Here is a 12,099-nt window from a genome sequence, read left to right on the forward strand (position 1 = left end):
TCGTGGGCGGTCCTGGGTGGTGCCCACGGGTGATGGCGTGCCGGGCCCCGGCACGGGCCCATCGTGCTTGACGTTGACGCGAAGGTCAAGCACGATGGAGCCGCCCCTGCACCTTGACGTAAGGACAACCGTGACCGACACGATGACGTGGACGATCGCCCAGATGGCCGACGACTTCGACGTCACCCACCGCGCGCTGCGGCACTACGAGCACCTCGGGCTGCTCTCCCCCGAGCGCGACGGCCAGCGCCGCATCTACCACCGCCGCGAACGGACCCGGCTGGCGCTGATCCTGCGCGGTCGCCGCCTCGGCTTCCCGCTGGAGGAGGTGGCCACGATCCTGGACATGTATGACGACCAGCCCGGTGAGGTGGGCCAGCTCACCTACCTGCTCTCCCAGATCGACGACCGACGCGCGGACCTGGAGCGGCGCCGCCGCGACATCGAGGACAGCCTGCGCGAGCTGGACGAGCTGGAGAAGCGCTGCACCGAGGACCTGGCGCAGATCGGCTGACGCGGGCGCTCGCATGTGTCGGGGACCTCGTCGCCGGGGTACGGGCAGCCTGGGTCTAGGGTGTGCGCTATGCCGATCAGCAAGGTCCTCATCGCCAACCGCGGCGAGATCGCCGTCCGCATCGCCCGCGCCTGCAAGGATGCAGGGATCGGGTCCGTCGCCGTGTATGCCGAGCCCGACCGGGACGCGCTGCACGTCAAGGTGGCCGACGAGGCCTACGCCCTCGGCGGGAACACCCCGGGCGAGTCCTACCTGGTGCAGGAGAAGCTGCTCGACATCGCCCGGCAGGCGGGGGCGGACGCGGTCCACCCCGGTTACGGCTTCCTGGCCGAGAACGCGTCCTTCGCCCAGGCCGTGATCGACGCGGGCCTGATCTGGATCGGGCCCGGCCCGCAGGCCATCGACTCCCTGGGCGACAAGGTCAAGGCGCGGCACATCGCGCTCAAGGCCGAGGCGCCGCTGGTGCCCGGCACCAAGGACCCCGTCGAGGGCCCGGACGAGATCGTCGCCTTCGCCGAGGAGCACGGCCTGCCGGTCGCCATCAAGGCGGCCTACGGTGGTGGCGGTCGCGGGCTGAAGGTGGCCCGCACGATCGAGGAGATCCCCGACCTGTTCGACTCCGCGGTGCGCGAGGCGGTCACCGCCTTCGGTCGCGGCGAGTGCTTCGTGGAGCGCTTCCTGGACCGCCCCCGGCACGTGGAGACCCAGTGCCTGGCCGACCAGCACGGCAACGTGGTCGTCGTCTCGACCCGGGACTGCTCGCTCCAGCGGCGCAACCAGAAGCTGGTCGAGGAGGCGCCCGCGCCGTTCCTGACCGAGGAGCAGCACACCGAGCTGGTCCGGGCGAGCAAGGCGATCATGACGGAGGCCGGCTACATCGGCGCCGGCACCTGCGAGTTCCTCATCGGTCCCGAGGGCGACATCTCCTTCCTGGAGGTCAACACCCGCCTGCAGGTCGAGCATCCCGTGACCGAGGAGGTCACCGGCATCGACCTGGTGCGCGAGCAGTTCCGCATCGCCGACGGCGAGGAGCTGGGCTACGACGACCCCGAGCCGCACGCGCACTCCATCGAGTTCCGCATCAACGCCGAGGACCCGGGCCGCGACTTCCTGCCCGCACCCGGCACCGCCCTCGTCTTCCGCCCGCCGTCGGGCCCCGGCGTCCGCCTGGACTCCGGCGTCGAACAGGGCGACGTCGTCGCCGGCGCCTTCGACTCGATGCTGGCCAAGCTGATCGTCACCGGGCGCACGCGTCAGGAGGCGCTGGCCCGCTCCCGCCGCGCCCTGGCCGAGTTCGAGGTGGAGGGTATGCCGACCGCCCTCACCTTCCACCGTGCCGTGGTCTCCGACCCGGCCTACGCGCCCGAGGACCCGTCCGAAGCCTTCACGGTGCACACCCGGTGGATCGAGACGGACTTCGACAACACCATCGAGGCCTACTCCGGTCCGACCGCGGAGGACCCGGGCGAGGACGGCGAGCGCCAGCAGGTCGTCGTCGAGGTCGGCGGCCAGCGGCTCGAGGTCTCCCTGCCGGCCGGGCTGGCGCTCGGCGGCGGTGGTGGTGCGGCGGCCGGCCGCAAGAAGGCGCCCAAGCGCTCCCGCCGGGGCGGAGGCACGGCCGCCGCCTCCGGTGACTCCGTGACCGCGCCCATGCAGGGCACCATCGTCAAGATCGCCGTCGAGGAGGGCGCCACCGTCGCCGAGGGCGACGTGGTCGTGGTGCTCGAGGCGATGAAGATGGAGCAGCCGATCAAGGCCCACAAGGCCGGCACCGTCACCGGCCTGTCCGCCGCCGTCGGCGAGACCGTCGCCAACGGCGCGGTCATCTGCGAGCTCAAGGACTGACAGGACACCCCGAAGGGCCCGACCGAACGCGCCGAAGGGCCCGACAGGACACGCCGAAGGGCTCCACAGGACAGCCGAAGGGCTCCACAGGACACGCCAGCCGTGCGTGTCGGGCCTCTCACGTGTTCAGTGGGGCCGTCTCGCGTGTCCTGATGGGCCTTTCGGCGTGCTCAGTGGGGACGTCTCACGTGTCCTGATGGGCCTTCTCCCGTGCTCTGAGGGGCCCTTTGCGGTGCTCAGTCGGCGATCTCGTGCAGCTGGCGGGCGGCCTCCGACAGGGAGCCGGACAGCGAGGGGTAGACCGTGTAGGTCGCGGCGAACTGGTCCACGTTGAGCCGGTTGGCCACGGCCAGGGCGATCGGAAAGATGAGCTCGCTGGCGCGGGGGCCCACGACCACGCCGCCGACGATCGTGCTCGACCCCGTCTTGGCGAAGAGCTTGACGAAGCCGTCCTGGACGTTCTGCATCTTGGCCCGGGGGTTCTTGGTCAGCGGCAGCATGACGCCCCGCGCGTCGACCCGGCCCTCGTCGATGTCGGCCTGGCTCACGCCGACCGTCGCGATCTCGGGGTCGGTGAAGATGTTCGAGCTGACCCGGCGCAGGGACAGCGGAGCGACGGCGTCGCCCAGCGCGTGGGCGACCGCGATCCGGCCCTGCATGGCGGCGACCGAGGCCAGCGGCAGCACGCCGGTGCAGTCACCGGCGGCATACACGCCGGGCAGGCTGGTCCGCGAGACACGGTCGACCTCGATGTGGCCGGAGGGCGCGAGTCTGATCCCGGCCTCCTCCAGCCCCATGTCCGTGGTGTTGGGCAGGGAGCCGACGGCCAGGAGCGCGTGGCTGCCCCGCACCTCGCGGCCGTCCTCCAGGGTGACCACCACGCTGTCGCCCTCCCGGCGGACCCCGCCGGCCCGGGAGCGGTTGAGCACCGTCATCCCGCGACGGCGGAAGACCTCTTCCACCACGTTGGCGGCGTCAGCATCCTCCCCCGGCAGCACCCGGTCCCGGGAGGAGATCAGGGTGACGGCGCAGCCGAGCCCGAGGTAGGCGTGCGCCAGCTCGGCACCGGTCACGCCGGAGCCGATGACGATCAGGTGCTCGGGCAGCTCGGCGAGGTCCCAGATGTGCTGCCAGGTCAGGATCCGTTCGCCGTCCGGGACGGCGGTGTCCATGATCCGGGGCCGGGCACCGGTGGCGATGAGCACGAGGTCACCCTCGAGCACCCGGCTTCCGCTCGCCTCTCGACGGTCCTCCTTGTGCGGTGAGGGCTCCTCCCCCGACTCGACCTCGCCGACGCCCTCGACGACCTCGACCCGGCCGGGGCCCAGGAGCCGACCGGCACCCTGCACGACGTCGACGCCGGCGGACTCCAGCCGCTCGGAGATGTCGCGGCTCTGCGCCTGGGCGAGGTTCATGATGCGACGGTTGACGTGGGGGATGTGCGCCGTGACCCCCTGGTCCTGCGGCACGCCGGCACCGTCGAAGTGGACCCCGATCCGCTCGGCTGCGGTGAACCGGTCCATGAAGTCGGCGGTGGCGATCAGCGCCTTGCTGGGCACGCAGTCGGTGAGCACGGCCGCACCACCGACCCCTGACCGCTCGACGACGGTGACCCCCGCCCCGAGCTGGGCCGCCACGAGGGCAGCCTCATAGCCGCCGGGACCGCCACCGATGATGACCACGGACTTGCCTGCTGCGCTCACGGCTCCTAGTCAACCATCGGTAGTCTGTCCCGGTGACCACTGGTGCAGATCTCGACCTCGCCGACCCCTCGACCGACCCGCACGCAGTGGCCCGGGAGGCTGCGGCGGTCATCGCCGACCGGACCGGCGCCGAGCGGCACGACATCGCCCTCGTCCTGGGCAGCGGCTGGAAGCCGGCCGCCGAGGCTCTGGCCGAGCTGGCGGAGCCGGGCTCGGGCACCGAGATCGACAACACCGACGTCCCCGGGTTCACCGCGGCGGCGGTCGCCGGCCACAGCGGGACCATCCGCTCCATCCCGCTGCCGGACGGTCGGCGGGTCCTGGTCTACGGCACCCGCACGCACTACTACGAGGGCCGCGGCGTGCGCGCGGTCGTGCACGCGATCCGCACCGCCGCAGCCGCGGGCTGCCGCACGGTGGTGCTCACCAACGGCTGCGGGGGGCTGCGGCCCGAGTGGGCGCCTGGCACCCCGGTGCTGATCCGCGACCACCTCAACCTCACCGCGGACTCCCCCGTCGAGGGCGCCAACTTCGTCGACCTCACCGACCTCTACAGCCCGCGCCTGCGCGACCTCGCCCGGGAGATCGACCCCAGCCTGCAGGAGGGTGTCTACGTCCAGTTCCGCGGACCCCACTACGAGACCCCTGCAGAGGTGGCCATGGCCAAGGTCCTCGGCGGGGACCTGGTGGGGATGTCGACCACCCTGGAGGCGATCGCCGCCCGCGAGTCGGGGATGGAGGTCCTGGGGGTCTCCCTGGTGACCAACCCCGCGGCCGGCATCAGCGCCACGCCCCTGGACCACCAGGAGGTCATCGCAGCGGGGCAGGCGGCGGCCGAGCGGTGCGGCCACCTGCTGGCCCGTATCGTCGAGCGCATCTGAGTCAGGGGTAGGGATGACGGACCAGTCGAGCCGGGAGCAGCTCCTCCACCAGGCACGCACCTGGGTGGGGGACGACCCCGACCCGCACACCCGGGACGAGCTCACGGCCTTCGTCGACCGCGCCGTGCAGGGCGACGAGGCCGCCTGGCCGGAGCTGGCCGACCGCTTCGCCGGCTTCCTGGAGTTCGGCACCGCCGGGCTGCGTGGTGCCCTGGGGTCCGGCCCGAACCGGATGAACCGCGCGGTCGTCATCCGCACGGCCGCCGGGCTCACCGCGTACCTGCGCCAGCAGCTGGGTCTGGCCGGTGAGGAGCGGGGCCCCGTCGTGGTCATCGGCTTCGACGCCCGGCACAACTCGGACGTCTTCGCCCGCGACACCGCGGCCGTGGTGACCGCCGCGGGCGGGCGGGCGATGATGCTGCCCCGGCCGCTGCCGACGCCGGTGCTCGCCTTCGCGATCCAGCACCTGGGGGCGGACGCCGGCGTGATGGTCACCGCCAGCCACAACCCGCCGCAGGACAACGGCTACAAGGTCTACCTGGGTGACGGCTCGCAGATCGTGCCGCCCGCCGACCTCGACATCGCCGCCCAGATCGCCCGCATCCGCACCGTCAGCCAGGTCGCGATGACCGGTGACGGGTGGGAGACCCTGGGCGAGGAGATCCTGGACGCCTACCTCGACGCCGCCGTCGCGGTGCTGGACCCGTCCAGCCCGCGCGAGCTGAAGGTCGTGCACACGGCCCTGCACGGCGTGGGCTCCGACGTGGTCCGGAAGGCCTTCGAGCGCGCCGGCTTCACGGCGCCGGAGCAGGTGGCGGAGCAGGCCGAGCCCGACCCGGAGTTCCCCACCGTCGCCTTCCCCAACCCCGAGGAGCCGGGGGCCATCGACGCGGCGCTGGCTCTGGCGGAGCGGGTGCAGCCGGACCTGGTCATCGCCAACGACCCCGACGCCGACCGGTGCGCCCTGGCCGTGCGTGATGGCGGGGGCGACGGGGGCGACGGGGACGGAGTCGGCTGGCGGATGCTGCGCGGTGACGAGGTCGGCGCGCTGCTGGGCCAACACGTCATCGACCGGGGTTTGCCCACGTCCGAGCGGCCCGTCCTGGCCCGCTCGATCGTCTCCTCCCGGCTCCTCGGCGCCCTGGCGGACGCGGCCGGGCTGCGGGGGGAGGAGACGCTGACCGGGTTCAAGTGGATCGGCCGGGTCCCGGGGCTGGCCTACGGGTATGAGGAGGCGCTCGGCTACTGCGTCGACCCCGCCACGGTCCCCGACAAGGACGGCGTCACCGCCGCGCTGCTCGCGGCGGAGCTGGCCGCGACCCTCAAGGCGCAGGGCCGCACGCTCACCGACGTGCTCGACGACCTGGCGCTGACCCACGGCGTGCACCAGACCGACGCCTTCTCGGTGCGGGTCAGCGACCTGGGGCTCATCGCGCCGGTGATGACCCGGCTGCGCGAGGACACGCCTGAGGAGCTCGGCGGGACACCCGTCAGCCGCATGGACGACCTCGCCCTGGGCGAGGGCGGCCTGCCGCCCACGGAAGGGGTGCGCTTCTACCTCGCCGACGACACCCGGGTCATCGTCCGGCCGAGCGGCACCGAGCCCAAGCTCAAGGTCTACCTCGAGGCCATCGTCCCGGTCACCGGACCCGACGGCCTGACCGCGGCCCGCGCCGAGGCCACCCGTCGGCTGGCTGCGGTCCGTGCCAGCATGGAGGGGCTCACCGCCGTATGACGCACTCCTCCCCCAGCTCCTCGCCCGGGCTCGCCGGCGAGCTCCTGGGCGTCTACCGCACGCTGCCGTCCACCGTCCTGGGCTGGGTGATGGTCACCGGCGCGGCCCTGCTGGCCGCGCTGACCGTCTGGGACGTCAGCCAGGGCCGGGACGAGGGCCTCATCTATCCCGCCGCCCTCATCGTGGGGATCGCCGCGGTGGCGTGGGTCCTGTTCCTGCGCCCGCACGTGCGGCTGCACAGCGACGGCGTGCTGATCGCCAACATCGTCACCGACAGCGTCGTGCCCTTCGCCGCGGTCGAGGACATCACCCACCAGTGGGCGCTGGAGGTGCACGACACGCAGGGCCGCAAGCACAGCGCGTGGGCGATCCCGGTCAAGCGGGAGCGGGCCCGGCGCCGCGGGATCGACGACTTCGCCGAGACCACCACGCGCCGGCGCGGCTCCGCAGGTCGCACCGCGCAGGGGGTCGCCGACGAGGCGCAGCGGGCGCTGCAGCGCTGGCGGCTCGACGGTGGTCAGCTCGGCGGCCCGCACCCCGAGGCGCAGGCCGAGAAGCGACCGGCGTGGGCAGCCGTCGCCGTGCTCGGTGTCGCCCTCCTGCTCATCGTCCTGGCGGTGCTCGGATGAGCGCCCGCGTCATCGTGCTCTCCGGCCCCAGCGGCGCCGGCAAGTCGCGGCTGGCCCGCCGCCTGCACGAGCACCATTCCTGGCCCGTGCTGCAGCTGGACGACTTCTACCGCGAAGCGGGTGACCCCGGCCTACCGATGACCTCCCCCGGGCTGGTCGACTGGGACGACGTGCGCTCCTGGAACCTGGGGGCGGCCCTGGACGCCATGACCGCGCTGTGCCGGGAGGGCCGTGTCGGGCTGCCCGTCTACGACATCAGCACCTCCTCGGTGGTCGGCCGGCAGGAGACCCGCCTGGACGGTCACCCGTTCGTGGTGGCCGAGGGCATCTTCGCCGCGCACACGGTGGCGGGGCTGCGTGAGCGCGGCCTGCTCGCCGCCGCGGTCTGCGTGCGCAACCGGCCCTGGCTCACCTTCGGCCGCCGCCTGGTGCGTGACCTGGCCGAGCGCCGCAAGCCGCCGCTGACCCTGTGGCGCCGTGGCAACCGGCTGCGCCGCGCCGAGCCGCAGATCGTCGCGGCGCACCAGGCGCTGGGCGCCGAGCCGATGACCGCGCGGGAGGCCGAGCGCAGGATCCTCTCCCTGCTGGCCGACGCCGGCCTGATGACCCCCGACCGGCCGGAGGCCGACCGATGAGCACGCCCGAGCAGTCATCGCGGCCCTGGACGGCGCCCGGCGGTATGCCGTCCGTCCCGCCCGCGTCCCCGGGTTCCCAGCCGCCGCAGCGCACGGACGGCGGACCGCAGGACGGCCGGCAGCAGCCACCGCATACCTCCCGTCCCGGCCAGCCGCCGACGTGGCAGCAGCCGCCCACCACCGGTGGGGGCCCGGGGTGGCAGCAGCTGCCGCCCGAGGACGTGGCCCGCCTGCACCGGCCGGGCGTGGCCCCGCTGCGGCCCCTGCTGCTGAGCGACATTTTCGGCGGCGCGCTGCAGACGATGCGGCGCAACCCCGAGGCCACGATCGGCATGGGGCTGATCGTCATGGCCGTGCTCCTCGTCCCCTCCCTGCTCGGCTCGCTGGCGACGGTCCGGCTGCTGACCTCGTTGGCACCCACGGACGTCGAGGTGCTCACCCTGACGGTCAACCTCGGCTTCAGCCTGCTGGCGTCCTACGCGCTGACCGGGATGATCGTCCACGTCGTGGGCGAGGCCGTGCTGGGCGAGAAGGCCGGGCTGGGCGCGACCTGGCGGGCCGTGCGCGGGCGGCTGCCGGCCCTGATCGGCGCGATGCTGCTGATGGGTCTGCTGATGCTCGTCGGCACCGTCGTGCTCGTCCTCGCCGTGGTCCTGCTGGTCATGGCCCTCGTGGAGACCGGTGGCGGCATGGCGGTCCTCGGGGTCATCCTGGTGGTGCTGGTCGTCCTGGGGGCCCTCGTCCTCGGTGTCTGGGTCTCCGGCCGGCTCACCCTGGCCCCCGCCGCCGTGGTGCTCGAGCGCCTGGGCCCCTGGCGGTCGATCGCCCGCGCCTGGTCCCTGACCCGGGGCCGGGAGGGCTGGCGGGTGGTGGGGATCAGCCTGCTGGCCGGGCTGGTCACCAGCCTGGTCAGCTTCCTGGTCCAGCTGCCGCTGCTGGGGGTCGCCCTGTGGGCGCTGGCCTCCGGCGGCATCGACCTGTCGCCGCTGTCGACCTCGACCCTGGTCATGGACCACGCCTTCCAGCTGGTGGTCGGGGCGCTGGTCACCCCGTTCACGGCGGGCGTGGCAGCCCTGCTCTACCTCGACCAGCGGATGCGCCGCGAGGGTCTCGACGTCGTCCTGGTGCGGGTCGCGCAGGACCGCGCGGCCCGCCGGGCCCGCTGAGGTCGGCATGCGTGCCCGGCCGCCCCTCGACCCCGACCGCGACGAGGCCAGGCGCCTGTTCCAGGACGAGCTGGCGCGGGGGGACTACCAGCTGCAGGAGTCGTGGGTCTCCCGGGCCTGGCGCTGGTTCACCGACCTGTTCTCCGGCTTCGGCGGCCTCGGCCCCCTGCCCGGCTGGGTGACCTGGGTGCTGCTGGCCCTGGTGCTCGTCGCGGTCCTGGCCGTGCTCGCCTTCGCCACGCGGGACCGGTGGCGCACCGCCCGCCTGTCCGGGCACGGCGCCCCGGGCGCGGTGCTGGAGGGCCCCGCGCGCGCCGCGTCCGAGCACCGGCAGGAGGCCGCCGCGGCCCTGGGTGCCGGTGACCACGACCGCGCCGTCCTGGAGGCCTACCGGGCCGTCGCCGCGGGCGCCGTCGAGCGCACCTTTCTGGACGACCGTCCTGGTCGCACGGCCCACGAGCTGGCCACCGGGCTGGCTCCCGTCTTCCCCGACGCCCGGGACGAGCTGCTCACCGCGGCCGACGCCTTCGACGCGGTCCGGTATGGCGACCACCGCGCCACGGCGGAGCAGGCCCGCCAGGTCGTCGACCTCGACGCGAGGCTGGACGCCGCCCGCCCCGCCCTGGCGGAGACGGCGTCGTGACGCACACGGTCGAGACCACGACGCCGGCCGCACGCAGGCCGGCGGTGGGCGTGCTGCGTCGCTGGGCACCCTGGGCCCTGCTGCTGGTCGTGGCCGCGGTGGTCGGTGGGCTGCTGGCCACGCCCACCTCAACCGGCCAGCTGGAGCCGGCGAACCGCGGCCGGGACGGCGGCGCCGCCCTGGCGCAGGTCCTGGAGCGGCAGGGGGTCCGGGTGGACGTCGTGGAGGGCTCGACCCGCCTGACGAACGGCTCGACCTCCGTCGGCCCGGGCACGACGGTGCTGCTGCCGCACACGGCATACCTCGGCCCGGAGGGCGGTGCGGCACTGCTGGAGGCGCTGGCACCCGCCGACCGCCTCGTCGTGCTGGTCCCCACGCCCGAGCAGGCGCCGCAGCTGGGCGACGACATCGACGTCGACGTCGACTGGATCGCCCGCGGCCCGCTGGCCGCGGACTGCGCAACCGGCCCGGTGCGCCGGGACGACGTCCTCTCCACGGCCGACGCGCTGCTGTCGGCCGGCGGTGCCGAGCGGGCCCAGGCCGAGGCGTGCTTCCCCCCTGGGGCCGGGCACAACCTGGGCGGTGCCCGCGACGGTGCGCTGCTCACCTGGCCGGCGACGGCGCAGCGACCGGAGACCGTGGTGGCGTCCACGACGACCGCGTGGACCAACGCCCAGGTCACCGAGGAGGCCAACGCGGCCCTGGCCCTGCGGCTGCTGGGCGGCAGCGAGCGCCTGGTGTGGGTGCTGCCCCAGCCCGGCGACGCAGGCCTGGACGCCCCTGCCGGGCTGTGGGACGTGCTCCCCCGGCACCTGACCTCCTGGGTGTGGCTGCTCGGCACGGCCGTCGTGGCGCTGGCCCTGTGGCGGGGCCGACGCCTGGGGCCGGTCGTGGTGGAGCCGCTCCCGGCGGTCGTCCCCGCCGGGGAGACCACCCGCAGCCGCGGACGGCTCTACCGGCAGGCGCGCGACCGTGAGCACGCCCTGGCGGCCATCCGGGCCGGCACCCGGCGCAGGATCGCGCCGTTGCTGGGGCTGCCGCCGGCCACCGACCCGGACCGGCTGGTCGCCGCCGCCGCGGAGGCGACCGCTCGCCCGGCCGGCGAGGTCGCCGCGCTCCTGGCGCAGCGCCGGCCCGTCCGCGACGACGCCGACCTCGTCACCGGGGCCCGCGCGCTGCACGCGCTGGAGGAGCAGGTCAGGACCGCCACGAGCGGGCACTAGGGTGACACCTCGGCAGACCAGCGGCATACCGGCGAGAGACCAGCGGCACACCGGCGAAGTACCGGCGAGAGGACATCGATGACGGACGGGCAGCACCGACAGCAGGGCCAGGACCACCAGCACGCCATCGGGCACGGCGGCGCCCCGGTGTCCGCGGTGTCCGCGGAGGCCGCCCGCGCGGCTCTGCACGCGGTGCGTGAGGAGGTCGGCAAGGCGGTGGTCGGTCAGGAGCAGGCCGTCTCGGGGCTGGTCGTCGCGCTGCTCGCACGCGGGCACGTCCTCCTCGAGGGCGTGCCGGGCGTGGCCAAGACCCTGCTCGTCCGGGCCCTCGCGTCGGCGCTGTCCGTCGAGACCGCCCGCGTGCAGTTCACCCCCGACCTGATGCCCGGCGACGTCACCGGCTCGATGGTCTACGACAGCGGCCGCAGCGACTTCACCTTCCGCCCCGGGCCGGTCTTCACCAACCTGCTGCTCGCCGACGAGATCAACCGCACCCCGCCCAAGACCCAGTCCGCGCTGCTGGAGGCGATGGAGGAGCGGCAGGTCACCGTGGACGGCACCACCCGCCCCCTGCCGACGCCGTTCCTGGTCGCCGCCACCCAGAACCCGGTCGAGTACGAGGGCACCTACCCCCTGCCCGAGGCCCAGCTGGACCGCTTCCTGCTCAAGCTCACCCTGCCGCTGCCGCCCCGCGAGGACGAGGTCGAGGTGCTGCAGCGGCACGCGGACGGCTTCGACCCGCGCGACCTGGCCGCCGCCGGGGTGCGGGCCGTGGCCTCCCCGGAGCACCTGGCCGCGGGCAGCGCCGCGGTCCGGCAGGTGCAGATCGCCCCGGAGGTCATCGGGTATGTCGTGGACCTCGCCCGCGCGACCCGCTCGGCCCCGTCCCTGCAGCTGGGCGTCAGCCCCCGCGGCGCCACCGCGCTGATGAACACCGCCCGGGCCTGGGCCTGGCTCGCCGGCCGTGACTTCGTCACCCCCGACGACGTCAAGGCGCTGGCCCGGGCCACCCTGGTCCACCGCGTGCAGCTGCGGCCGGAGGCCGAGCTCGAGGGGGTCAGCACCGACTCGGTGCTCGACTCGGTCCTGGCCTCCGTCCCGGTCCCCCGCTGACCGCGGCTGTGC

General features: G+C 74.2%; 11 protein-coding genes. 10 read left to right on the forward strand and 1 reads right to left on the reverse strand.

Features of this window, described 5'->3' with window-relative positions; translation table 11 throughout:
* Nucleotides 1–94 precede the first annotated feature (94 nt).
* A complete protein-coding gene (locus ESZ52_RS13210; protein WP_181009905.1) occupies nt 95–514 on the forward strand; it encodes a MerR family transcriptional regulator in 420 nt (139 codons plus the stop codon).
* Between the two features lie 69 nt (nt 515–583).
* Nucleotides 584–2,359 (forward strand): acetyl/propionyl/methylcrotonyl-CoA carboxylase subunit alpha, encoded by a 1,776-nt coding sequence (locus ESZ52_RS13215; protein ID WP_131105338.1) that lies wholly within the window; start codon nt 584–586, stop codon nt 2,357–2,359.
* A 236-nt stretch (nt 2,360–2,595) separates the two neighbouring features.
* On the opposite strand, the gene ESZ52_RS13220 is transcribed toward ESZ52_RS13215, so the two are convergent.
* Complete coding sequence (locus tag ESZ52_RS13220; RefSeq protein WP_131105339.1) at nt 2,596–4,062, reverse strand: NAD(P)H-quinone dehydrogenase; 1,467 nt, start codon at nt 4,060–4,062, stop codon at nt 2,596–2,598.
* 32 nt (nt 4,063–4,094) lie between these two features.
* Here ESZ52_RS13220 and ESZ52_RS13225 point away from each other — a divergent pair, with 32 nt between their 5' ends.
* The 8 genes from ESZ52_RS13225 (at nt 4,095) to ESZ52_RS13260 (ending at nt 12,087) form a co-directional block, all read left to right on the forward strand.
* Entirely contained in the window at nt 4,095–4,943 is an 849-nt protein-coding gene (locus tag ESZ52_RS13225) for a purine-nucleoside phosphorylase (protein WP_131105340.1), read from the forward strand.
* 13 nt (nt 4,944–4,956) lie between these two features.
* Nucleotides 4,957–6,678 (forward strand): phospho-sugar mutase, encoded by a 1,722-nt coding sequence (locus ESZ52_RS13230; RefSeq protein WP_131105341.1) that lies wholly within the window; start codon nt 4,957–4,959, stop codon nt 6,676–6,678.
* Nucleotides 6,675–7,307: a hypothetical protein gene (locus ESZ52_RS13235; protein WP_131105342.1), complete on the forward strand. Its 633-nt coding sequence runs from the start codon at nt 6,675–6,677 to the stop codon at nt 7,305–7,307. Before ESZ52_RS13230 ends, ESZ52_RS13235 begins: the two co-directional genes overlap by 4 nt.
* Complete coding sequence (locus ESZ52_RS13240; RefSeq protein ID WP_131105343.1) at nt 7,304–7,942, forward strand: uridine kinase family protein; 639 nt, start codon at nt 7,304–7,306, stop codon at nt 7,940–7,942. The genes ESZ52_RS13235 and ESZ52_RS13240 overlap by 4 nt, the downstream gene beginning before the upstream one ends.
* Nucleotides 7,939–9,108, forward strand: coding sequence for a proline-rich domain-containing protein (locus ESZ52_RS13245; RefSeq protein ID WP_131105344.1), 1,170 nt, complete (start codon nt 7,939–7,941; stop codon nt 9,106–9,108). Before ESZ52_RS13240 ends, ESZ52_RS13245 begins: the two co-directional genes overlap by 4 nt.
* Before the next feature lie 7 nt (nt 9,109–9,115).
* Complete coding sequence (locus ESZ52_RS13250) at nt 9,116–9,751, forward strand: DUF4129 domain-containing protein (protein ID WP_131105345.1); 636 nt, start codon at nt 9,116–9,118, stop codon at nt 9,749–9,751.
* Complete coding sequence (locus ESZ52_RS13255) at nt 9,748–10,974, forward strand: DUF4350 domain-containing protein (protein WP_131105346.1); 1,227 nt, start codon at nt 9,748–9,750, stop codon at nt 10,972–10,974. Before ESZ52_RS13250 ends, ESZ52_RS13255 begins: the two co-directional genes overlap by 4 nt.
* A 78-nt stretch (nt 10,975–11,052) precedes the next feature.
* Nucleotides 11,053–12,087: an AAA family ATPase gene (locus tag ESZ52_RS13260; RefSeq protein WP_131105347.1), complete on the forward strand. Its 1,035-nt coding sequence runs from the start codon at nt 11,053–11,055 to the stop codon at nt 12,085–12,087.
* Nucleotides 12,088–12,099 lie beyond the last annotated feature (12 nt).

The organism is Ornithinimicrobium sufpigmenti, assembly GCF_004322775.1.
In the GTDB taxonomy this organism is placed as follows: Bacteria; Actinomycetota; Actinomycetes; order Actinomycetales; family Dermatophilaceae; genus Ornithinicoccus; species Ornithinicoccus sufpigmenti.

Coding starts and splice junctions, on each gene's coding strand:
- ESZ52_RS13230 (WP_131105341.1), top strand. CDS start 4,957: ATGACGGACCAGTCGAGCCGGGAGCAGCTCCTCCACCAGGCACGCACC.
- ESZ52_RS13235 (WP_131105342.1), top strand. CDS start 6,675: ATGACGCACTCCTCCCCCAGCTCCTCGCCCGGGCTCGCCGGCGAGCTC.
- ESZ52_RS13240 (WP_131105343.1), top strand. CDS start 7,304: ATGAGCGCCCGCGTCATCGTGCTCTCCGGCCCCAGCGGCGCCGGCAAG.
- ESZ52_RS13245 (WP_131105344.1), top strand. CDS start 7,939: ATGAGCACGCCCGAGCAGTCATCGCGGCCCTGGACGGCGCCCGGCGGT.
- ESZ52_RS13260 (WP_131105347.1), top strand. CDS start 11,053: ATGACGGACGGGCAGCACCGACAGCAGGGCCAGGACCACCAGCACGCC.
- ESZ52_RS13210 (WP_181009905.1), top strand. CDS start 95: ATGGAGCCGCCCCTGCACCTTGACGTAAGGACAACCGTGACCGACACG.
- ESZ52_RS13250 (WP_131105345.1), top strand. CDS start 9,116: ATGCGTGCCCGGCCGCCCCTCGACCCCGACCGCGACGAGGCCAGGCGC.
- ESZ52_RS13215 (WP_131105338.1), top strand. CDS start 584: ATGCCGATCAGCAAGGTCCTCATCGCCAACCGCGGCGAGATCGCCGTC.